This window comes from Tsukamurella sp. DT100 (genome assembly GCF_049844855.1).
In the GTDB taxonomy this organism is placed as follows: domain Bacteria; phylum Actinomycetota; class Actinomycetes; order Mycobacteriales; family Mycobacteriaceae; genus Tsukamurella.
Genome location: NZ_JBNCLV010000007.1, coordinates 176,136 through 196,632 on the forward strand (window position 1 = coordinate 176,136; position 20,497 = coordinate 196,632).

A 20,497-nucleotide genomic window follows, 5' to 3' on the forward strand; every position below is an offset into this window, starting at 1 on the left:
GGGAAGGGGCTACGCCGCGGAGGCGGCGAAGCCGGGTGCTCGAGGTCGACGGGGCCGCCCGGCCCCGTTGGGCATGGAGCTGCGGCGATAGGCGCCGCGCAGTCGCTGGTCCGGTTCGCGTCCGGTCCTCGGACCAGACGGGGCGTGCTCGTCCCGGTCCGTGGCCGCACGACACAGCGCGGCGACGGCGATCGCAAGGGCGATGCCGACGAGGGCGGCGGCACCGTCGGACAGGGCGACGCCGGCGACGAACAGCGCGACCACCGCGATCCACGGCGCGGAGAGGTCGCCCCAGCGGGGGAGTCTCCTCAGCAGGTCGGCGGTCATGCCAGCCACAGTACGGGAGAAATGGCTGAAGCCCCGGCCGCGTACGCGGCCGGGGCTCCTTGAGCGGATGACGGGATTCGAACCCGCGACCCTCACCTTGGCAAGGTGATGCGCTACCAACTGCGCTACATCCGCGTGCCCATCGGGCGAGCAACAAGTTACACGAAGGTTGCGCCCGGGCGCGAATCGGCTGGTGGCGTCAGGCTTCCCGCGGCAGGAGCAGGACCTTGCCGACGGAGTCCTTCGATTCGAGGAGGGCCTGTCCCTGCGCGGCATCGGCGAGGGGCAGGCGCGCGGAGATCACCGGCGCGATGAGGCCGCGCTCGACGAGCGGCCACTCGTCCGCCGCCACCGCGGCGACGATCTCCGCCTTGGATCCGGGCCCGGTCAGCGGCCGGTTCCGCACGTTCAGCCCGATGATGCGGGCCCGCTTCCCGATGAGCGCGCCGACGTTCACCTCGCCGGTGAACCCGCCCTGCATCCCGATGATCACGAGGCGCCCACCGACGCCCAGCGCGTCGATGTTCCGCGGGAGGTAGCTGCCGCCCATGATGTCCAGGATCACATCGACCTGGCCGGCGAGCTCGGCTGCGAAGTCCTGCTCGCGGTAGTTGATCACGATGTCGGCGCCGAGCTCGCGGCAGCGTTGCGCCTTGCCCTCCGAGCCGACCGTGACGGCCACCCGTGCACCGAGCGCCTTCGCCACCTGGATCGCGTGGGTGCCGATGCCGCTGCCGCCGCCGTGCACGAGCAGGAGATCGCCTTCCTTGAGGCCGGCGTCCATGACGATCGTGGACCACACGGTGCTCGCGACCTCCGGCAGTGCGGCCGCGTCGATGAGCGAGATGCCGGCGGGGACGGGCAGCAGCTGCGCGGCCGGCACGACGGCGTACTCGGCGTAGCCGCCGCCGGCCATCAGTGCGCACACCTCGTCGCCCACGGCGGGGCCGCCGACCTCGGGGCCCAGGGCGACGACGGTGCCCGAGATCTCCATGCCCATGACGTCGGTGATGCCGGGCGGCGGCGGGTAGAGGCCCTGGCGCTGCATCAGGTCGGCGCGGTTGATCCCGGCCGCCTCGATGCGGACGAGGACCTCGCCGGCGGCCGGGACGGGGGTGGGGATCTCGTCGACGACGAGGTTCTTCTGGTCGTCGACGACGATCGCGCGCATGGTGGTGGGGGTGGAGGTCATGGCGGGAGCCTTTCGGTCGGGTACGACGGTCAGCGGACGGAGAACGGGACGGGCATGTGCAGGGCCGCTTGTGCTCCAGTGTTCACGTCCAGCGCGATGGCGCGGAGCGGCTTGAGCGAACGCAGGTCGTCGGACATGCGGCCCTCGCCGAGCGTGAGGTCGAAACCGCGCGGGAACAGCGAGGTCCCGGTCGCGAGCAGGTTGGTCTGGTTCAGCGTCGAGAACCAGGCGCCCCCGCGCCGCGTGTAGGACGTGAGGGTCGAGACCTTCGCGCCGCTCGGGTGTCGCTTCTGTCGCGGGGTGCGGGCCGCGAAGGCGACGTCGACGCCACCGTCGGCGTTGGCGACCCGGGCTGAGGCGTTCTCGGCCGTGATGTCGACGTCGAGCTCGGTGACCCACTTGGGGAAGCCGTAGCCGTCGTGCCCGCGAACCTGCGCGATCTCGGTGTTGACGGGGAGCGAGAGGACGTAGGAGTGCAGGTGGTCGCCGCCGAGCGCGGAGGTGAGGTCCGCAACGCCCGGGCCGCCGTGGCGTGCCGGGCGGACCGCGACCCCGACGGCGGCCTCGGTGTAGAAGTCGATGTCGCAGACGTCGTAACGGAAGAACATGACCGAGGCGAGGCCCAGTCCTGGTGCGACCTCCAGCGGGGAGAGTTCCTCGGGGAGGCGCCGGCGGATCGCGCGGGTGGGGGCGAGCATGGTGAGTCGCGCGGAGGACATCGCGTAGTAGAAGTTCGGTGTGCGGGTGGCGCCGATGGGGGAGTCGACCCGCGTCTTGGGGAGCGTGCGGAAGAAGTCGACGCCGGGGACGCGCGGGTCGGCGGCGACCTCGTCGAGCGGGGTGTCCATCCGATACCGGTCGTAGAGGCCGTCCTTGGGGACGGTGACGGTACGCCCGCCCAGGTCGACCTGGACGCCGTCGGTTGCTGCGGTCATGTGAGCGATCCTCGCCTCGTTGATGTGTGCGGTGCTTACATGCGAGGGTATGACGCGATGTAAGCAGTGTCAACAAGGCGGGTGGGTCCGGCTACTTCCTGGGGTGTCCGAGATTGCGTCGGGCGTCGGCGAGGGCGCTCGAATGGAGGAACCGCTGGACGACGTCGGCGGACAGCAGGACTCGGTACGGCACCCCGAGTCGGGTGGCGAGGAGCCGGATCGGGTCGGATCCGCCGACCGACTGGCGGGCCGCCCAGATCAGTGCCGCCTGGATGCTCGGGAAGCCGGCGGGGCGGGCCCACGTATCCCACTTGGGTGCCGCCACGGCGCCCGTGCGCGCGCGGCGGGGATTGCGGGGGCGTCGGGGTGTTTCGTCGCTTTGGTCCGGTGTTCGCATTTGCATTCTCCCTCAACCTCTTTCGCGACCCGACGGGCCGCCGCTGCTGAATATCCACTCGCGCGAGGGGTGGCAGGCCGTTTTCCCGGGGTTGCGCGGGGTTGCATCCCGCAGTAGAGCAGCGCGTCGTGCGGTGGTCACGTGAGGTTGCGGCGCAAGGCGTTTCGTGGCGATGATCGTGTGATCGCAAATGTATGCTGCGCCCGGTCCGGTGGCGGAACCATCGATAGTGCTGCGGCGCAGGCTGGTTCGCGCTCAGGGGGTGCAAGCTCGGGTGTCATGGTGGGGCTGACCGGCTAGGATGGCGGTGCGCATCATGTCCGGCTGGAGATGGTGTCGATCAGATCGAACGTCGTTCCAGGGGCTGCAGCAGCTCGGCCCGTCGTGCACTGAGTGACCGGTGGGAGTGCCCGTGTCGACTCGAGTCCCCTCGCGTGCCCCTGACCGAGCCCTGCCCTGGAACGGGGCGTGCATAGCGCTGATCGCCGCCGCCGTCGCCACCGGGTTCATCGACGCGATCCCGGTCGAGGTGACGATCGGGCTGTGCGCCCTCGGCGTGGTGGCGGGTCTGGTCGGGGTGCTGTTGTACATCGCCCACCTCCTCGCGGGGTGGCGCACCTCGAGCTCGTCGAAGAGGGTGGATCCGACTGCCGCCCGGGATGCCGTGCCGGCGGACGCGAGCGCCGCAGAGCCTGCCCCGTCGACTGTCGCGGAGCCTGTCGCGGTGCAGGCTCGTCCCGAGCCCGAGCCCGAGCCCGAGCCCGAGCCCGAGCCCGAGCCCGAGCCCGAGCCCGAGCCCGAGCCCGAGCCCGTGGACGGTGCTGCAGGATCCGAAGAATCTGCTGACTCGACAGCGGCGCCGACTGCTCGGTGCTCGTGCCACGGGCTGCCCGTCACGGGCTGACTCGGTGTCAGGTGGTGGCGAGAGGTCCGGATAACGCAAGAAACCCCCTGCGAACAGGGGGTTTCTTGATGGTGCGCGATACTGGGATTGAACCAGTGACCTCTTCCGTGTCAGGGAAGCGCTCTCCCACTGAGCTAATCGCGCTTACATGAAGTGGCGCTCAGCCGCTCCGTTGCGGAGTGGCTGAGCGTGTTGGAGGCGGCGACGGGAATCGAACCCGTGTGCACGGCTTTGCAGGCCGTTGCCTCACCACTCGGCCACACCGCCACGGTAAGCCCACTTCGAGCGGATGACGGGATTCGAACCCGCGACCCTCACCTTGGCAAGGTGATGCGCTACCAACTGCGCTACATCCGCATTCGTCCGGACCGGCGCTCGAAAGCGCCTTTCCGGTGCGAGAGAGAACACTACGTGAACATCGCGCGCTCTGCCAAATCGCCTGGTCACCCTGTGTTTCGTGCGCAGTCGGCGTGGTGGGGCGCACCCTGGAACAGCGTCGACTTACGCGTTCGGACAGTAGTCGCAGGTGGGATACCCGATTACCCTTTCGCTCACCCGTCGTGTTAGTGTTCTCTCTCGTTCGCCTCCCTGGTAACACGGAGACGCGCACGAGTTCGGTCCTATGGCTCAGTGGGAGAGCGTCCCCTTCACACGGGGAAGGTCGCTGGTTCGATCCCAGCTAGGACCACCGAGAAACCGCCTGGTGACAGGCGGTTTTCTTCGTTTCTGGAGCGGTTCGCGCACGAAGTGCGCACAATCCTCGGCAGGCAATCTAGGCCGCTGTTGGCCACGCCTGGCAGAATGTGGACATGCCGCGATCCACGCGCGGCGTACGAAGCGGCCTCGCCGCCGCGTATCGGCTCGTGCGGGCTCCCAACGCCGGTCCGCCTGACCCCCGCCGTGGATGGGGCTGCAGGGGGTGCCACCGGCGGTTCTAGGAGACTGCCGTGCCCACCCCAACCCCTAAGCGCCGCCCCGCCGGCGCCCATCGCATGAGCTGGCGAATGCCCGCCGCGCTGATCCCGCCCACCATCGCTGGTATCCCCGCGCAGGCCGTGAGCGTCCCGGTGGCCGCCGCCATGCTCGGCGTCAGCGACCGCAGCGTCCGTCGGATGATCGACTCCGGTGATCTGCCCGCCCGCAAGCTGCCGACCGGCAGCCTCTCGATCCGGGTGGCGGACCTCGACGCGGTCGGTGTGCCGGTCGAGCCACGCCGCGCCTGAGCCGAACAGCCAACGCACCCCGCCACCAGGAACGGTGGCGGGGTGCTTGCGTCGGGTCAGGCGGTGGCTTCGATTGCGGCCATCGCTTCAATCACCGCGACGCGCTCCATGATCTCCGCCCAGTGGTTTCCCACGCTGAGCGCGATGCTCGCGCGGGTCGATTCATCCAGGTGCTCCCGCGCCATGCCCGCGACCGGATCCTCCTCGAGGACGCTGCTGACGAAGCCGCCTGCTGCGGGATCCGATCGTGCGGAGTTCCAGCGGACGAACGCGACGGCGAGGGTGGCGGCGAAGGCGAGCGTGGCGGTCGACGTGTCGGGCTCGGCCTCTGTGAGCAGCTCGATCGTCGCGCGGCGGTACATGCGCTCAGCGTTGGTGAGGGTGGGCGGAACGGCCTCCGCGGCGAGCTCCTCGATGCGCTCCCACATCTCGCAGACCCACGTTTCCAGTGCCAGGCAGCCGACCGGGCCGATCTCCACGGCGGCCCGGTGGGCGACGCGATCGCCGCTCAGTTCGTCGAGCAGCATCGGCGACAGCTGCGCGCTGACTGCGGCGGATCGCGGCGGCGACGGCGCCCGAGTAGATCGCGACCGCGGCGGGCGCGGCGTGGTCTCGGGTGATGGTGTGCGCGGCGTGGCGGAAAGCTTCCTCGGTCATGTTTTTCCTTGTTTCAGCTCAGGTTCGGCGGACAAGGCCCGGCCACCCGCGGTGGCGGATGCCGCACCCTGGCGGCCGGCTCAGCGACGGTTCGGGTCGGGGTCGACTCGGCAGCCGGTGAGGCCGAGCTGATCGCGATCGACTCGACGGAGCTTGCTCTCGCCGATCGGGGCGGCCCAGGTGGTGGTGCTGTCGAACGAGGTGACCACTTGGGAACAAACCCCGTCGACGCTGCGCTGCTCGACGGTGGCCGGCGGGGCCACCCCGGCCGATCGCTGCGAGGTGAAGGCGAGCGCGAGCAGCACGCCGATGACGAGCGCCAGCGCGGCGATGAGGCCCGAGCGCGTGGCCGGGCGAGCGAGGATGTTCGTGACTGTTCTCCTTGGTTCAGTTGGGGATGGTGGTGGGCGTCGGGATCGGGGCGCCGTTGACGCCGGGCACGGTCTCGCCGAGCGTCGGCGCCGGCCCATGGCTCACCGCGTCGCGCAGAGCCGTGCCGGTCTCGGGGATGTTCACGGGTACCGAGTACACGGCGGCGTTCCACCGCAGCAGCAATGCGCCGCGCTCGTTGGTCCACAGGTAAGGGCCGGGCGAGCTGAGGTCATCTGCGGCGGGCACGTTGACCGCGGGCGAGCAGGGGTGGCTCTCACTCGCACCCGCGCCGGGCCAGGAACCGAAGCGCTGCTCGGCTGCGGTGTCCCGGGTGAGCGGGCCGCCCGCCGCGTGCAGGGGCCAGAGCGTTCCGTCGGGGAGCCGGACCCACGAGCAGCCCGGGCCGTAGCCGAACGCGAACGGGGTGCCATCCGTCGAGGCGGCCTCCGCGTACAGGCGATCGACCGCCTCGGGAATACCAGCCGCGACGTGTCGCCTCATCTCGCGCTTGGCCTCCTCGGCCTGCGCCTTGCGGTATGTGCGGACGGCGCTGTCGCTGGGCGAGGCGGTGACCGAGGAGGTCGACGGCGTCGAGGCAGTCTCGGTGGTGGTGTCGCACGCGGTGAGGATGGTCGCCGCGGCGACTGCCGCGGCGAGGGCGGGGTACTTCTTCTTGTTCATGTTGTCCCTTTCGTGGACGAGGTGAGGGGGATGCACCCTGGGTGTCGGTGGGGTGGGTCGCGGAGGTCTATGCGAAGGCCGGCTCGGGCTCCTCGGAGGCGGCCTCCAGCTCGCGGGCGGCCGTGACGATGCGCTGCACAGCGGACTCCGAGAGACCCGTCTCGTCGGCCAGATCGCGGTTCGACATGCCGTTCGCCTTCCCGCGAAGCACGCGCACCACGACCTCGACCGGCGCCTTCGTGCGGCCCGCGTCGACCAGCTGCTGCGCGCGAAGCAAGTACTCCGCGTCGTCTGCGTCGCGATCGGTCGCGGTCCGCGTCGAGGGCGAAGCGGCGGCGTGCGCCGCGGCGGGTCGAGGAGTCGGCACCGCGGCGAGCCGCCGCGACGTGGGTGCTTCGTCGCCGTGCTTCGCGGCTGCGTCGCGCGAATCAGCGCTGGTCACGGACAGTTCCTCGGTGTCTGCGTCGCGAAGTGCGTCGGGCCGCGTCGCGGGTTCCTCGGGCGTCGCGTCGCGGTTCGCGTTGGCGCACGTCGCGGTGTGCGTCGCGAGCTCCGCATCGCGAACGGAGGCGTTCTGCGTCGCGGTGCGTCGCGCGTCGCGCGTCGCCGGGGCTTCGACCGGCTGCGTCACGGGTGTCTCGTCGCGAAGCAACGGGGTGTCGACGTGGCGGCCCGCCGTGGGCTGCGTCGCGCCGGTGGGGGTGCTCCGCCACCAGGCGTGCACCCGCTGCGGCAGGGTTACGGAACCGGCCTGCTGCGCGCCGGCAGCGAGGTGAGGAGTCGATGCTGCGCCGCGGCCTGCATCGCGATGCGGTGCAGACTCGCGCGGGTGTCGAGATCGCTGCTCGTCGCCTCGTACCCCTCCTGCGCTGCGGCGGCGCAGGCGGAGCAGAGCCGGCGCACGCTGCCCTCGCACGACTGATTTAGCGATCCGGCTGCACCACACTCCTCGCACAGGTGGGCCGCCGGCTGCGCGGCGTCCCGAACCAGTGCGCGCATCTGCTGGTAGCGCTCGCCGTGGACGGTGTCGAAGCGGACGTCGAGCTCACCCGCCTCCTCTTTCACCTGCTTGAGCACGTAGTCCGGATCGATTGCGGCGAGCTGCCGGTCGAGGTCGACGAGTACCGGATACCAGCCGGGGCCGATGTCGATGTTCCGGCCCCACTCCTCGGGGATCCTGCGCAGGATCGGCTGCAGCGCGGGGTACTGGTCCTCGTCGTCCATGCCCCGATCATCGCGCGGAGAACTGACAGTGTCGACAGCGTTTCCGATGCCGCCGACGGTTGCACTTGCATCGGAACCTGCAGCCGCTCAAGCTCATTCGGTACTCGTCAGCGCCTGGAGAGATACTGCCGGCATGACCGACGATGCCCCCGATGTGATCGCCCAGCTCCGCCAGATGCTCACCGACGCCGAGGAACGTGAGGATCCGGTCGACGCCGCCTGGGCCCGTCACGCCCTCGCCGTCGCCACGAAGGTCGTGGCGCAGATGGACGCCGTCGAGGCCCTGATCCTCTCCTTGATCCCGACGCGGGAGCGGGGTGCGATCACCGCGCTGGTGATGGCAGATGCCATGCTCCGGCTGACGGCCGCGGTGGACGCCGCGTTCGCGCAGGCGAAGCGCACCTCGGACGAGATGGCCGATCGTGGCTGAGTCGGAGGGCTACCGTCGACGCGTCGAGCTGCTCGACGCCGTCGACGCGGAGATGATGGCGGTCCATGAGCAGGTGATGGCTCTGATGCGGAAGGGGTTGCCCGAGGACGAGTTCACCGTGCGGATGCAGGTCTCGATGCACCTGGAGCAGCTCGTCGAGGCCGTCGACACCGCGCTCGGATATTTCGAGCTGCATCCCGCCGAGCTCGCCGAGCGAGCAGACCGCGTCGTCCTCGTCGAGCGCAGCGGGCCCACGCCGATCGAGACCACCTACCCGCTCGACGACTGGCGCCGGGAGGGGCCGAAGATCCTGACCGCGGCGTTGAAGCTGTGGGGCGTAGCAGGAGGACAAGTCCGCCTCTCTGGCAGCGCACTACGCGGCCGCGGCACCGTCTACACGCAGAGCGGCAGCTACACCGCCGCGGCGTGGTACGCCGCGAATGAGCACGGAGCCATCTGGCCCGCCGACACCGACGAGAAGTCGTGACCGAGAGCCGCACCCTGACCGATCTGATCCCCGGCGGCGGCACGGTCGCGCTGACCGTCACCGCGAGTACCTCGAACCTCGACATCGAGACGATGGTCCTCGACGCGCAGCGCGAGCAGGCCAACGCAGTACATGCCCTCCTGGCCGAGCAGTTCGCGTTCTGGAGGCGCGCCCTCTACGAGATGCGGGAACAGCTCGGCGGAGACCCCGCACCGGCTGCTCACCCGAGCAGCCTTGCACCCAATCCTATGCCCGGGCGGATGCGAACTTGGGACACGGACGATGCCGTGTGGCTGCAGTTCATTGCGCCCGGACGGGCGATGGACCTCGACAACGCGGAGGCAGTGCGCGTACCGGTGGAGCGCGACCGACACCGACGCCGACCTGGCGGCGGCCGCGGGGAAGTGGCTGACCGGCGGTGGTGCACCGCCCTACTGGCGGAGGGCGGTATTTTAGTAGGGCGCTATTCGGTGGGTCACGCCTGGACAGGCGCCGAAGCTGTCGTTGGAGGCGTACACCTATGTCCGGCCCCGTTTGTGACCGGCATGGCTAGCGCGCATAGTCATGCTCGCTCACCAGGGGCGGCTTCACGCACCTACGCGACCCTGTCTGCCGGCGGGAAGGTCCGGAGCGCGCTATGGGGAGGTGTCCGTCGCGGCGACGCGTTCGGCCTCCGCTCGGGCTTGGATGCGGGCGAGGGTTTTGGTGACGGCTTGTGGGCTGGTGCCGGCGTAGGGGGCGATGTGGGTCGGGCGCATCTGGCGGCGGTGTGCGTGGGCGATCGCGGCGCGGTAGTCCTGTTCGGCGGCACGTTTGCGCTGGGCGGCTGCCCGGATCGGCTCAAGGAGTTCGCGGATCTCGTCTTCGCTCGGTGCAGGGACGTACGGCATACCGCTCATTGTGACGCGGCGGCGGCGTGATTGTTCTGGCGGATCTGCGGCCGGGCCGGGTTGTCGCCTCCTGCGGTTTCGGTTGATGTCAGGGTCGCGGTCGGTACTGTCTGCTGCATGTCGCCTCAGCAGCCGTTGTTCGCATCGGCGCGTAAGCGTGGCCGGGATGTGGTTGTGGGTGAGCATGCGTGGTACCGCGGTGAGTACTGGCTGGTGAATTCGATCACGCTTCTCGACACCGCTGATTCGAGTCAGGCAACAGTGCAGCTCGACCTGCGTAACACCGTCGGGCATGGCCGCCGCTGGGTGTTGCCGGCCGATGTCGATGTCGCAGTCCGCGGGCCCACGTACCCCTGCAACTGCTCCAGGTTCGCCTCCAACGCGGCGACGATCGACGCCAGATCATCACCGGCGGTTTCCGCGCCACCCTCGTCGTACGCATACATCTCAGACATGATCATCTCCTCATAGGAAGGCTCAGACGCAGCTCACGGGAGTCCGTGGCTGCAGATAAGAAGTCGGCTCGAAAACCCCGGAGTCAGCGGAACTTCGCCTGATCCCAGGCCATGCCCCGAGCCGCCTGCTCAAGGTTCGCGGCCTGCTGCTGCTCACCGGAGGTGTACAGCTGCCCGGCCTGACCCACCGACTCGCGGATCGTCGTCAACGCCGCGTTGAGCTCCTTGAACGAAGCATCCCACCGCGTCGTCAACTGATCCCACGCGATGAACGACTGCCCCTTCCACGACGCCGGCAACGCCTCCACCGCGGAGACGAACCGCTTGCCCTGAGCATTCAACGCCCCGGACACCTGCTCGATGTTGGTCGCGTGCGTGGTCACCGCATGATTGGCGACTGAGAAACGAGTACCCATGGCCGTCGTGCCCCTCCAGGAGTGTCCCCGGCAGCTGGTGCGACGGGGGTTGGATTTGGGCAAACCTTATAGGCGGTTAAGTGTGGCCGCAATAGTTACCGCAACGAACGTACGCTTCGTCACATCAACTAGCGAACACGGCTGTCCTGCGCTTATCTTCCCGCTCATCTTCCGGCCTCAGCCTCCCAGGGCGGAACCGCCACAAGATCGTTGAAGCTCCTAGTTGCGGTGTTGCTGCTGGCGGCGCTGGCGTCGGTGGAGTCGCAGTGGAACGCGGATGAGCAGGTGCTCTACCGCGGTGTGCAGACCAAGTGGAACAACGCCGCGGCGTCGGTGAGCGAGATCCTGGGGCAGATGAAGACCGCGCTCGGTACGAACACTGAGCAGGTGCGTGACATGCGGTCGCAGGTCCGCTCCGCCCTGTCGCGCAACTGAATCCCTCAACGACCTCGCCGCTGTCCCTGCGGTGGCGGCATGCCGCGCCCGCCGGAGCGCTTCCCACACTTGCATGGAACGGACCCACCGATGAACTCCATCGTCGTCACCTTGATCGAGCGGCTATCGGTCGCGGCCCTCACCGGTGTCGCGATCGCGGCGTCCGCCGTGACCTCCTCGCCCACCGACGATGCTTCTCCCGCAACGGGGGACCCGTGTTCGGAACGACAGCGATCAGATTCCCTTGAGTTGTCTCAGCTGTCTTGCTGATCCACTGCCCACCAGTTCCCGCCGAGCCAACGACCCCTGCCTAGAGAGGCCTTCGCGATGAGTTTCGACATCACTCCTGGTGACGGCATCGTCGGGGAGCTGGAGCTGCTCGGTGACCTGATCGTCGGCGGGTTCCCGGAGGCCGTGTTCACGCTGCCGGGGGTGAGCGTTGATGAGGTGCTCGATCATGCGCGCCTGTATCTGGGATTCGCGGAGGCCGCGCAGGCGGCGCACTCGCGGGTTCGTGGACTCGAGATCCCTGAATTCGTGGGTGTGGAGGGTGAGTTCTTCCGCGGCCGAGTCCCCGGCGAGCTGGCGATGCAACTCGGCGCGGCGGTGGAGTCGTACTCCCGAGTCGGTTCGGGGATCAAGGAACTCGCCCGCGAACTCGACGCCTCCCAAGCAGCTTTGAAGCCCCTCGAGGCGCGGGCGCGGGCGGTGTTCGAGCACATGCAGAAGGTGTGGATCAAGGTCAACGTCCCGTTCACCGAGTACAGCGGGTTGCGCAGCGAGTGGGATGAGCTCGTCCGGGCCGCCGGTGTGGTGCACGAGCGGGTCGCGGTGGCAGGGCAGCAGGCGGCCGCGGCGATCACCGCGGGCACCGAGGCGATGGTGCCGGTCAATGACTACTTCTCCACGCTGCCTGGTGGAGCGGTGGCGGGTGGTGTTGTGGCGCAGGGTGTGCGGTCGACCGCCTCGCGTGCGGTTACGGCTGCCGGCGGTGTGACCGGTGCTCCGGGGCGCGCGGTGAAGGCGATCGCCGACGGGCTGGGTGTCGCAGCCGGCGCGGTCACCTCGGTTCCGCAGCAGATCACCGTCCGCGGGCAGCAGCTCGCCTACCACGCGGCGGAGCTCACCTCCTACGGGCCTCGGGTGGGCGATCAGCTGATCACCGATCCGCGTAGCGAGGCCGCGCAGCGCCTGGTCCGGGAGGGTCGCGCGACCAACATCCTGGGCCTCGACCCCACGGGTGTTCCGACGGCGATGCTGATGCTCGCCTCACCGAACACCCTCATCCGCGAACAGGAACCGAAGAAGCGTAACGCGGGCCGGCGGTGGACCACCGCGTCCGGGGCCGGGCAATCCCGGATCGCCGACACCACTGCCGTTCCCGCCGCCTCGTCTGTTGTGGTCGCGGAGCGGAGGCGGTCGGCACTGTCCACCGTGTTCACCGGTGCCGCTGGTGCGGCGGGGTCGGTGCGGGACCGTGCAGGCGCGGTCCGCGAGGGCTCGGCGGGTGTCGCCCGTAACAGCCGGGGTGTGTGGATCGTCGGGGAACAGATCGCCCAAGCCGCACAACGCGTCACGCAAGTGGCCGGCAACGTCGAGCAGCTCGCCGCCCTCACCTCGTGGGCGGCAACCCAGACAGCGGCGGGGCAGCTCCCGCACGCTGCAGCCAAAGTTGCCGACGCTACGGTCGGGCAGCTGGTTTCGGTGCCGGGCCGGTTCATCAGCGGGTACGCCTCCATCGTCACCGACGGGATTTCGGGCACCGCCGCCCTGCTCGGCGTCGGGGGCGACCCGGTGCGAGCCTGGTCGGGCCTCGCGTGGAATGTGCTCAACCCGGTCAAGGGGGCGTCCCGGTTCGCGGTGGCGGCGTCACCATTGGAAGCCGCCGCTGATCCGGTGTACGCAGCCGGTGCGGCAGCGTTGTGGGGGACGAACGCCGCGATCGCGGCGGTCCCGTTCGCGTGGGTGGTCACCCTGCCGTTGACGTTCACCCTCGGTACCGCCCAAACCCTCCTGCGCCCCGGCCTCCTGTCGCGGATCGAAGCGAAGAAGACCCTCGATCAATCCCTCGACGCGACCACCGAGCAGCACCTGCAGGACACCGCCGCCCGCGCCACGGCAAACACGAGTCAGGTGCAGGTCACCACCTCCGATGTGGACGTTCACGCCCTCGATCATGGTGGGTACGTCACCTTCACCCTCCCCGACCTCGAAGGCGGGGAGCCCAAGGCCTGGTACATCCTCGCCACCCCCGACAGCCCCGGAAACTTCACCACCAACGTTCCCACCGCCCCGGACCAAGAACTCGTCGAACGCGCCGACGGCTCCGTCGTCCTGGTCAACACCGCCACCGGGCAGATCGTCCGCACCATCAAAACGCCTTGGGCGAAAGACGCACTCGGTCGGGATCAACCCACCTGGTACTCCATCGACAAGGTCGACGATGTGACGTCGACGATCACCCAGCACATCGCCCCGAACAAGAACGCCTTGTATCCGTTGGTGGCGGACCCTGTCTCCGTCACTAGTGGCGGCGAGATGACCAGCGGGAATACCCCACCGGTGGACTCGAAGGACAATCAAACACCCTCGAATCTCCCAGCTGCGAGCGCTGGCCCGAGCAGCGGCTCCGCTTCAGGTTCCGGTCCCAGTCGTGGCTCGAGCAGCAACCCACCTCCGGCTCGCACCGCACCCGTCGCACCTCCTCCGCCGCCGCCACCGCCGCCGCCTGCGGATCCGAGTTCCCCCGGCGATGACCGCAGCCAAGGCGACATCGGCGTGCGAGAGGACCCCGGAACAGGCACCGACAGCGGCACTGGCGCCGGTGGAGGGTTCGGTGGCGCTCGCATCGACAACGGCTCCGGTGTCTTCGACGGCGGCGCACACATCGACGACGGCTCCGGGCCGATCACACCACCGTCCGGCGGGTATGGAATCGGCGGGAGCGGCGGCGGCGTTGGGACCGGCAGCGGGTCCTTCCTTCCCGACCAGGACAAGAACAAGCCTGGCTGGGGATTCATCGACGGCGTCTACCGGGGCCAGGACCCGCAATACGCGGACGGCGTGTACCGCCCCGGTGAAGGCCGGCCGGACATGCAGCAAGTGGTTTTCCCGTTAATCGCCGCCGCAATCGCCGCAGTGACCGTCGTCGATGTTGTCATCGTCGGGTCGGTCGTGGTCGTGGCGACCAGTCTGCTCGTCCTGGCCCAGAACCCCGAAGCCCGCCACAGCTTCGCAGCGTTCGAAAAGGACGTCAGAGATCGCATCGGCGCAGCCTGGGACACTTCCAGCAGCGCGTTCCGCGGATGGTACGAACGCAACGTCGCCACCAAGGTCATCGAAGGTCAAGCTGTCCCCGCCCCAGGCGCCGGCACCCCGAAGCCACCGACGGCACCAGCACCCGCGGCGCCGGCACAACCCGGAGGCCAACCCCCAGCGACCGCGCCCGCACCACCGGTCCCGCCCGCAGCGTCCGCGCCGTTCGTCACCGCACCCGCACGCCCCAACACACCCGCCCCGCCCCAGATCGGCACCCCCACCCGCCCCGGCGTCGGCGCACCCACAGCACCTGCCACACCGGCGCGACCGTCGACACCCGCGCCCGCGGCTCCCGACACCCCCGACCGCGACACCCCGGATTCTCCGGACCGCGTCACCCCCGACGAACCAGACGACACCCCCACCAAGCCCGGAGGACTCCCCGCCGGCATTCCCGCAGGGATCCCCGGAGCCATCCCAGACACCAGCCCCGGCGGCACCCCGAACGGGGACCGCGCAGGTCCCCCTGGAAACGACCCCAACCAAGTCCCCGGAGGCGTTCCCGGCGGACACCCCGCCGGAACGCCCACCCCCGACGAACAAACCCCACCCCCCGACAAGGACAAGGACAAGGGCACACCAGTCCGACCCATCCCCGCACCCTCCACCAACCCCAATACCGTCCCCAACCCTGACCAACCCGGCGAGAGCATCCGAATCCCCGGACACAACAACCCCCTCGAAACCGGATCCACACCACCCAGCGAAACCACCAGCCCCACCGAACCCCAGCCCAGCGAAACCTACAAACCCTTCACCACCACACCCGGCAAACCCGGCCTCGACATCACCGCCAGCACCGGAGACGGCGGGGACGGCACCCCAGGAGACAGTGGCGGCGGCAACGCAGACGTTGACGTCGCGGGAGACGGTGACGGAGAGGATGATCGGTCTGGCGCACCCGGACCTTTGAACGGCTACCCCCTGCCGAAAACTCTCGTCGGAGATCCGAAATACCCGAACGTTGTGAGTGACATCGTTGACGCACACGGAAACCGAACAGTCACCTGGGCCGACGGCGGGTACGTCACGTACAAGGCCCTCAACGGACGAGCTGCGACCGGCATCGAGGCGCTCGTAACCAAGGATATGGTGAAACAAGGGACCGCGGCGAAGCGTACGGTACTTCCCCCTGGTTGGGACCCAGCCAAAGCATGGACCAAGGGCGAACTGCAGCGAGGCCACGCACACGCGGCGCAACTTGGAGGTATGGGTGACGACGGACGTAACATATTCACGATCACCGAAACAGCGAACAAGAGGATGCGGCAGCACGAGGACGATGTCCGTGAGATAGTTGATTTTGAGATTCCAGTAAAGTATTCAGTTACCCCGATCTATGGCAATGGCGAGGACTCGGCGCCAACCAGCATCGAAGTTACAGCCCGCGGCGGTGGTCTTGACATCGATGACCCGATCGAGAACATCCCCTAGGAGAATCAATGGATATCACTCAACTGACACGGCTAGTCCCTCCCCCGATTGAGCCGGCTGAGATTGTCCGCTGGGACGAGGTCGAAGCTCGAATCGGAAAGCTTCCAGACGACTACAAGGAATTGATTAGCACCTACGGGCCCGGAACATTCTGGGGTGACCTGACAGTCAACGGACCTGAGTGGATTGAAGAGTCTGGGACGCAGCATGATCTGGTGGAAATCCTCCATCGGATTGCAAATCGCGGACCTGAATCGGTAAATCTCTCAGGCGCTCCCGATGGACGTGCTGCCGTCGGCACGGAATCCGACCAGTATCTGTCCTGGGGTGGCGCGAGCGGTACTCAAACAGGGTTTTGGCGGGTGACCGACGCCGACCCGAACAAGTGGCCGGTGGTGTTCACGGAATTGTCTGCGATCGACTATGAACCCGCGGGGTTGGTGGCATACCTCGTGTCACTCTTCGGCGGCGCCTTCGATTCGGTTGCTCTACCCGAAGACTGGCTTGAAGACTCAAGAGATCTGGGTGCGCCGCCGTTCGAGCGGGGGTGAATGCAGCGAGATCGTGTCTGTCGACGACGGCTGAATACTGGGTAGCGGACTCATAAGTGCACTACGCACCCTCCCGAATGAGTTCGCAACCACTCAGATTATCCCTTGATGATGCAGGCCAAGTATCGACGCGAGCTCTTGCGAACTCTGGACGGTTTGCAAGAATAGTCTCAGGTGTGTCTCGTCGCGAGTACACACGGCTGAGCGCTAGTCCTACGACGGGCTTCACGCCCTGTATTCCGAGGGGCTTCCGGGCCGCTGAACGACTCTCCGGCCCCTCGGCGGCCCGCGCTGATGGCGATGAGGATCAGAGGGTCATTCCGTTCGTAGCTAACCTCAAAGCGAGCGTTAACGAGATGCACGTCGGACAGCCAATGCCACCTAGAGCGAACAAGAGCCAGCGCCCACAGTGCTGGCGTTACGAGGATAATGAGGTCGGTTCGGCATGAAGCGGTGTGGGTCGGTTCTTTCGTGACGCGGTAGTAGCTGTTGCGGCTGTGTCGGTGCCTGTCTGGTGCCGGGGTGTGCCGAGGTAGGTCACGCTGCGGGGACGGAGGTGGTGTCGTCGTCTGCAGTTGCGGATCCGGGGTATCCGGATCCGCCGGTGTCCGCGTGCAGCGACACAAGTACCTGTCTGGACTTGGGGGCTGTGGACGTGGACGGTGATCGCCGTCCTGATCCGGTAGGTTGGGTCCGCGGAACTTCTATGCAGGAGTTGGTGATACGACTGGCGACCGGCCGGCAGATCCGCGTCGCCGCGGATTACAACCGCTCCTCCCCGCTCATCGCGGCGATGACGGCGTGGTTCATCGAACTCAACGGTAGGCCCGGCGCTGAGATCGTCGTCCCAGTCGACGCAAACGCGGGCCTGAAATGGTTCGATGTCTTCACCTGGAGTGGCGGCAACCTGTCAATACCTGACCATCGGGTTGCCGGGGAGAACGCCGCAAATATGCAGTTAGACCGCCTACTCGCCCTGGTCGGGTCGATGTGCCCGCGACCTGTACTGTACGTTTCGATCCCAGCTAGGACCACCGAGAAACCGCCTGGTGACAGGCGGTTTTTTCGTTTTCGGGCGGAGCGTGACCCGCTTGTGACCCCACCGACGAGAGTTGTGTGCCTAATCCCGTCGTGAAGTCGTGGTCGAATTCCTTGCCCGCACGGGGCGGTAGTGCCGGGTCGTCGCGCCGGTGATCACTCCGGACTGCACGTGTCCATCCGCGAACCCGGGCCGTGCGAGCTCCTTCTTCAACGTCGAGCTGCAGGGCGCCCGGATGGATGTGGACGGCTACGACGGCGACGAGCCCGGGCAGCCGTGGGGCCGGATCACTCGGGAGCTACTTCCGCCCAGAGCCCGGCCTTCTCGAGCATCGCGATCACGTGGTCGGCGCTGTCCACGAGGTGCGCCTCCATGACCTTGCGCGCGCTCTTGGCATCCCGTGCCTCTAAAGCGTCGAGTAGTTCAAGGTGTTGCGCACGAGCAGCCTCGACGTGCGCCTCGATGGAGGCGTAGAACTGGTTGGGCAGGTGATTGACCACCCCGGCGAGGACTCGTGCGAGCCGGTCGGAGTCCGCTGCCACGTTGATCTCCCGGTGGAAGGAGTGGCCCAGATCGGCCACCCGCTCAGTGTCACCGGCGGCCGCGGCTTCCATTGTCGCGGCGTTGATCTCCCTGAGTCTGTCCACGAGCTCGGGGGTCGCCTTCTTCGCGGTGCGGGCGGCGAGTTCTCCCGCCAGGCGGCTCTGTGCCCAGAACAGGTCCCGAACGTCCTGCCGGGTGAACTTCGCCACCTGGAAGCCTCGGCGCGGAACCAGGGTGACGAATCCCTCGCTGCGCAGTGTCAGCAACCCCTCGCGCACCGGCGTGATGGAGACCCCGACGGCCTCCGCGATCGGTTCCATCCGGAGGAAGTCGCCAGGGCGCATGATGCCGGACATTATCTGCTCGCGTACGTAGCTGGCCACCTCGTCGGGCAGCTGGCGCCGCTTAGGACGCCCACGCGTGGGGATGTTGTTCATCGGGGCCACACCCGCCTCCTACTGTCGCCATTGGCCGTGAAACTTTAAAGAGAATATATCGTGACCCCGGGCCATGGTGGCTGGAGCGGACGGGCTTCGGGGCGATATTGCTGCCGCACCGCCCCGGGATTGATCATTGCCGGGAGCAATGATGTCGTACCGTCGTGAGACGGTGACCGCATGACATTCGACCGACAGGGCATTCTCTGGGACGCGATCAACGGAAAGACCCCGCCGTCACCGGCGGCGGCGCTCATGGGGTGGACGTTCCGGGCGGTCGATCCGGACGAGGGGACATTGGAGATCGGGTTCGCGCTCGACGAGCGCTTCACCAACCCGGTGGGGTCGATCCAGGGAGGCTTCGTCGCCGCGATGCTCGACGACACCCTGGGGCCGGCCCTGGTCGCGACGCTGGAGCCGGATCAGTTCGCGCCGACGGTGTCCCTGACGGTGCAGTACCTGGCGCCGGCACTGCCCGGCACGTTCGTCGGCCACGGGCGGGTCGTGAAGAGGGGACGGGAGATCGCTTTCCTCGAAGGACATCTCGTCGACGCCAAGGGAACGACGGTGGCGACGGCCACCGCGACGAGCGTCATCCGCACCCTGCGGTGAACCGCACTACGAGGTGAAGCGGATCCGCTCGGCGGGGACGACGACGATCGAGCGGCCGGGGTAGTCGAGACGGGCGAAGGTCGCGTTGTAGTGCGCGATCACATCCGGTGCCTCTACCGGATCCATTCCACGGTCGATCGTCGTCGTGTGGCAGTCCGATACGAGGACAACGTCGAGGCCCCTGGACAGCGCGCTCCTCGTAGTCGAGTCGACGCACGCCTCTGTCGCGAACCCGGCGATCACGACGCACGTGATGTCCGCAGCCGCAAGAATCTCGGGCAGGCCCGTCCCGCCGAAGGCGTCCGGCGAATCCTTGGTGATGACCACCTCGCCGTCGGTGGGGGCGACTGCCGGGACGATGTCCGGGATGCGGTCGCCGAACCGCTGGCGCGTGAAGACGACGTGTGCACCGCCCGCGCGGGCCCTCGCGAGTACGGAAGCAAGGCGAGTGAGGACGCCGTCCGCGGCGTAGGCGATCCGAGGGAAAGCGCCCTGGACGTCGACGATGACGAGCGCAGTCCGCGACCCGCTGAGTCGGTGCTCGACATCCATCCTGGTGAGCTTGCCATGTCACCTGCGGTGGGCGCCGACGATCGATAGCCTCGGAACCATGGCCATCAAACTCGAGAACGTCGCGATCGCGGTGCGCGACTTGGAAGCGACGATCGCGTTCTTCACCGATCTGGGACTCACGGTGATCGGCAGGCAGACGGTCAGCGGAGAGTGGACGGACACCGCCGTAGGCCTCGACGGGAACCACGCCAAGATCGCGATGCTGCAGACCCCGGACGGCCAGGGGCGGATCGAGCTGTTCGAGTACATCCACCCCGACGCGATCGAGACGGAGCCGACGCTGCCCAACGAGATCGGCATGCACCGTGTCGCGTTCTCCGTCGACGATCTGGAAGAGGCCCTGGCGATCGCGGCCAAGCACGGCTGTCACCCGCTGCGCGGCGTCGGCGTCTACGAAGACATCTACAAGCTCACGTACGTCCGCGGACCGAGCGGCATCATTGTCATGCTCGCCGAGGAGATCCAGAAGTCGTAGCGGCGCACCGGCCCGCGGGTCAGGGTCGGTTCAGCGCCGCCGCGCGGGTGACGAGGTCGCGGAAGGCTGTCTCGTCGAGCACGTCGGACTCCGTGATGTCGATGGCTCGGCGGGTGCCGGCCGTGAGGCTCGCGTTGAACAGCCGGTCGGGATCGTCGATCGAGGCGCCCTTGGCGAAGGTCACCTTGACCTTGTCCTTGTAGGTCTCCGCCGTGCAGAGCAGGCCGCCGAGCGAGAACGTCGGCACGCCATCGGGATTGGACGGCTTGCGCCACTTCACTTCCTCGACGGCGTCCGGCTCGGCCTCCAGGATCAGGCCGCGGATCTGCTCGACGGTGCGCTCTCGCCAGTCGGTGCTCATGGTCGAAAGGTACGCCGACGGGGGGGGGGGGGGGGGGCGCCCCCCCGCCCCCCCCGGCCCGGCACGACAAGATCGTCGGCAACAGCGCAACGCACTTCTACGGCAAGCTCAACGCGCCGGTGCAGATCC

General features: G+C 68.0%; 25 protein-coding genes and 5 tRNA genes. 13 read left to right on the top strand and 17 right to left on the bottom strand.

The window, feature by feature from the left end; all coding sequences use genetic code 11:
• Nucleotides 1-9: 9 nt before the first annotated feature.
• The 5 genes from ACLQ3K_RS18000 to ACLQ3K_RS18020 form a co-directional block, all read right to left on the bottom strand.
• Nucleotides 10-327: a DUF6412 domain-containing protein gene (locus tag ACLQ3K_RS18000; protein WP_426000987.1), complete on the bottom strand. Its 318-nt coding sequence runs from the start codon at nucleotides 325-327 to the stop codon at nucleotides 10-12.
• A gap of 62 nt (nucleotides 328-389) precedes the next feature.
• A tRNA-Gly gene (locus tag ACLQ3K_RS18005) sits at nucleotides 390-462 on the bottom strand.
• A gap of 64 nt (nucleotides 463-526) precedes the next feature.
• Nucleotides 527-1,498, bottom strand: coding sequence for an NAD(P)H-quinone oxidoreductase (locus ACLQ3K_RS18010; protein WP_336670725.1), 972 nt, complete (start codon nucleotides 1,496-1,498; stop codon nucleotides 527-529).
• Between the two features lie 50 nt (nucleotides 1,499-1,548).
• Complete coding sequence (locus ACLQ3K_RS18015; protein ID WP_336670443.1) at nucleotides 1,549-2,454, bottom strand: acetoacetate decarboxylase family protein; 906 nt, start codon at nucleotides 2,452-2,454, stop codon at nucleotides 1,549-1,551.
• 91 nt (nucleotides 2,455-2,545) lie between these two features.
• The gene (locus tag ACLQ3K_RS18020; protein ID WP_224645685.1) at nucleotides 2,546-2,779 is read right to left on the bottom strand and encodes a hypothetical protein; all 234 of its coding nucleotides are present in this window, start codon (nucleotides 2,777-2,779) and stop codon (nucleotides 2,546-2,548) included.
• A 484-nt stretch (nucleotides 2,780-3,263) separates the two neighbouring features.
• On the opposite strand from ACLQ3K_RS18020, the gene ACLQ3K_RS18025 reads away from it, so the two are divergent.
• Nucleotides 3,264-3,755 (top strand): hypothetical protein, encoded by a 492-nt coding sequence (locus ACLQ3K_RS18025; protein WP_224645684.1) that lies wholly within the window; start codon nucleotides 3,264-3,266, stop codon nucleotides 3,753-3,755.
• Nucleotides 3,756-3,824: 69 nt separating this feature from the next.
• Here the strand turns inward: ACLQ3K_RS18025 and ACLQ3K_RS18030 are convergent.
• The 3 genes from ACLQ3K_RS18030 to ACLQ3K_RS18040 all read right to left on the bottom strand — a co-directional run bounded on the left by ACLQ3K_RS18030 (nucleotide 3,825) and on the right by ACLQ3K_RS18040 (nucleotide 4,112).
• Nucleotides 3,825-3,899, bottom strand: a tRNA-Val gene (locus ACLQ3K_RS18030).
• Between the two features lie 49 nt (nucleotides 3,900-3,948).
• Nucleotides 3,949-4,022: transfer RNA gene (locus ACLQ3K_RS18035), tRNA-Cys, on the bottom strand.
• A 17-nt stretch (nucleotides 4,023-4,039) separates the two neighbouring features.
• Nucleotides 4,040-4,112: transfer RNA gene (locus ACLQ3K_RS18040), tRNA-Gly, on the bottom strand.
• A 259-nt stretch (nucleotides 4,113-4,371) separates the two neighbouring features.
• Here ACLQ3K_RS18040 and ACLQ3K_RS18045 point away from each other — a divergent pair.
• Nucleotides 4,372-4,443 (top strand) — tRNA-Val (locus ACLQ3K_RS18045).
• A gap of 259 nt (nucleotides 4,444-4,702) precedes the next feature.
• A complete protein-coding gene (locus tag ACLQ3K_RS18050; protein ID WP_336670441.1) occupies nucleotides 4,703-4,978 on the top strand; it encodes a helix-turn-helix domain-containing protein in 276 nt (91 codons plus the stop codon).
• Between the two features lie 56 nt (nucleotides 4,979-5,034).
• Here the strand turns inward: ACLQ3K_RS18050 and ACLQ3K_RS18055 are convergent, their stop codons facing one another.
• The 5 genes from ACLQ3K_RS18055 to ACLQ3K_RS18075 form a co-directional block, all read right to left on the bottom strand.
• A complete protein-coding gene (locus tag ACLQ3K_RS18055) occupies nucleotides 5,035-5,505 on the bottom strand; it encodes a hypothetical protein (protein ID WP_224652038.1) in 471 nt (156 codons plus the stop codon).
• Between the two features lie 210 nt (nucleotides 5,506-5,715).
• The gene (locus tag ACLQ3K_RS18060) at nucleotides 5,716-5,940 is read right to left on the bottom strand and encodes a hypothetical protein (protein WP_224652039.1); all 225 of its coding nucleotides are present in this window, start codon (nucleotides 5,938-5,940) and stop codon (nucleotides 5,716-5,718) included.
• Nucleotides 5,941-6,022: 82 nt separating this feature from the next.
• Entirely contained in the window at nucleotides 6,023-6,688 is a 666-nt protein-coding gene (locus ACLQ3K_RS18065; protein WP_426000988.1) for a hypothetical protein, read from the bottom strand.
• A 67-nt stretch (nucleotides 6,689-6,755) separates the two neighbouring features.
• Nucleotides 6,756-7,319 carry a winged helix-turn-helix domain-containing protein gene (locus tag ACLQ3K_RS18070; protein WP_224652043.1) on the bottom strand — a complete coding sequence of 188 codons (564 nt, stop codon included), beginning with the start codon at nucleotides 7,317-7,319 and terminating at the stop codon, nucleotides 6,756-6,758.
• Between the two features lie 107 nt (nucleotides 7,320-7,426).
• A complete protein-coding gene (locus ACLQ3K_RS18075; RefSeq protein ID WP_224652045.1) occupies nucleotides 7,427-7,912 on the bottom strand; it encodes a hypothetical protein in 486 nt (161 codons plus the stop codon).
• 133 nt (nucleotides 7,913-8,045) lie between these two features.
• On the opposite strand from ACLQ3K_RS18075, the gene ACLQ3K_RS18080 reads away from it, so the two are divergent.
• The 4 genes from ACLQ3K_RS18080 (at nucleotide 8,046) to ACLQ3K_RS18095 (ending at nucleotide 10,190) form a co-directional block, all read left to right on the top strand.
• Nucleotides 8,046-8,342, top strand: a complete 297-nt coding sequence (locus ACLQ3K_RS18080) for a hypothetical protein (protein ID WP_224652047.1) — start codon at nucleotides 8,046-8,048, stop codon at nucleotides 8,340-8,342.
• Complete coding sequence (locus ACLQ3K_RS18085; RefSeq protein ID WP_224652057.1) at nucleotides 8,335-8,829, top strand: hypothetical protein; 495 nt, start codon at nucleotides 8,335-8,337, stop codon at nucleotides 8,827-8,829. Before ACLQ3K_RS18080 ends, ACLQ3K_RS18085 begins: the two co-directional genes overlap by 8 nt.
• Entirely contained in the window at nucleotides 8,826-9,749 is a 924-nt protein-coding gene (locus tag ACLQ3K_RS18090) for a hypothetical protein (RefSeq protein WP_426000989.1), read from the top strand. The genes ACLQ3K_RS18085 and ACLQ3K_RS18090 overlap by 4 nt, the downstream gene beginning before the upstream one ends.
• A gap of 87 nt (nucleotides 9,750-9,836) precedes the next feature.
• Nucleotides 9,837-10,190 carry a hypothetical protein gene (locus ACLQ3K_RS18095; protein WP_426000990.1) on the top strand — a complete coding sequence of 118 codons (354 nt, stop codon included), beginning with the start codon at nucleotides 9,837-9,839 and terminating at the stop codon, nucleotides 10,188-10,190.
• A 67-nt stretch (nucleotides 10,191-10,257) separates the two neighbouring features.
• On the opposite strand, the gene ACLQ3K_RS18100 is transcribed toward ACLQ3K_RS18095, so the two are convergent.
• Nucleotides 10,258-10,590, bottom strand: a complete 333-nt coding sequence (locus tag ACLQ3K_RS18100; RefSeq protein WP_068627341.1) for a WXG100 family type VII secretion target — start codon at nucleotides 10,588-10,590, stop codon at nucleotides 10,258-10,260.
• A 228-nt stretch (nucleotides 10,591-10,818) separates the two neighbouring features.
• Between ACLQ3K_RS18100 and ACLQ3K_RS18105 the strand changes: the two genes are divergently transcribed.
• From ACLQ3K_RS18105 to ACLQ3K_RS18120, 4 genes are all read left to right on the top strand, one after another.
• Nucleotides 10,819-11,025, top strand: coding sequence for a WXG100 family type VII secretion target (locus ACLQ3K_RS18105; protein ID WP_426000991.1), 207 nt, complete (start codon nucleotides 10,819-10,821; stop codon nucleotides 11,023-11,025).
• A gap of 327 nt (nucleotides 11,026-11,352) precedes the next feature.
• A complete protein-coding gene (locus ACLQ3K_RS18110) occupies nucleotides 11,353-15,777 on the top strand; it encodes a DNA/RNA non-specific endonuclease (protein WP_426000992.1) in 4,425 nt (1,474 codons plus the stop codon).
• Between the two features lie 8 nt (nucleotides 15,778-15,785).
• Nucleotides 15,786-16,328 carry a hypothetical protein gene (locus tag ACLQ3K_RS18115; RefSeq protein ID WP_426000993.1) on the top strand — a complete coding sequence of 181 codons (543 nt, stop codon included), beginning with the start codon at nucleotides 15,786-15,788 and terminating at the stop codon, nucleotides 16,326-16,328.
• A 706-nt stretch (nucleotides 16,329-17,034) separates the two neighbouring features.
• Entirely contained in the window at nucleotides 17,035-17,463 is a 429-nt protein-coding gene (locus ACLQ3K_RS18120; RefSeq protein ID WP_224644957.1) for a hypothetical protein, read from the top strand.
• Between the two features lie 191 nt (nucleotides 17,464-17,654).
• On the opposite strand, the gene ACLQ3K_RS18125 is transcribed toward ACLQ3K_RS18120, so the two are convergent.
• Nucleotides 17,655-18,347: a GntR family transcriptional regulator gene (locus ACLQ3K_RS18125; protein ID WP_224645184.1), complete on the bottom strand. Its 693-nt coding sequence runs from the start codon at nucleotides 18,345-18,347 to the stop codon at nucleotides 17,655-17,657.
• A 180-nt stretch (nucleotides 18,348-18,527) separates the two neighbouring features.
• On the opposite strand from ACLQ3K_RS18125, the gene ACLQ3K_RS18130 reads away from it, so the two are divergent.
• Complete coding sequence (locus tag ACLQ3K_RS18130; RefSeq protein ID WP_224644958.1) at nucleotides 18,528-18,959, top strand: PaaI family thioesterase; 432 nt, start codon at nucleotides 18,528-18,530, stop codon at nucleotides 18,957-18,959.
• A 6-nt stretch (nucleotides 18,960-18,965) separates the two neighbouring features.
• Here ACLQ3K_RS18130 and ACLQ3K_RS18135 read toward each other — a convergent pair whose 3' ends face one another.
• Nucleotides 18,966-19,511 carry an isochorismatase family cysteine hydrolase gene (locus ACLQ3K_RS18135; protein WP_224644959.1) on the bottom strand — a complete coding sequence of 182 codons (546 nt, stop codon included), beginning with the start codon at nucleotides 19,509-19,511 and terminating at the stop codon, nucleotides 18,966-18,968.
• Nucleotides 19,512-19,569: 58 nt separating this feature from the next.
• On the opposite strand from ACLQ3K_RS18135, the gene ACLQ3K_RS18140 reads away from it, so the two are divergent.
• Nucleotides 19,570-20,007, top strand: a complete 438-nt coding sequence (locus ACLQ3K_RS18140) for a VOC family protein (protein WP_224644960.1) — start codon at nucleotides 19,570-19,572, stop codon at nucleotides 20,005-20,007.
• 19 nt (nucleotides 20,008-20,026) lie between these two features.
• Here ACLQ3K_RS18140 and ACLQ3K_RS18145 read toward each other — a convergent pair whose 3' ends face one another.
• Nucleotides 20,027-20,368: a DUF1801 domain-containing protein gene (locus tag ACLQ3K_RS18145; RefSeq protein WP_224644961.1), complete on the bottom strand. Its 342-nt coding sequence runs from the start codon at nucleotides 20,366-20,368 to the stop codon at nucleotides 20,027-20,029.
• Between the last annotated feature and the right edge of the window lie 129 nt (nucleotides 20,369-20,497).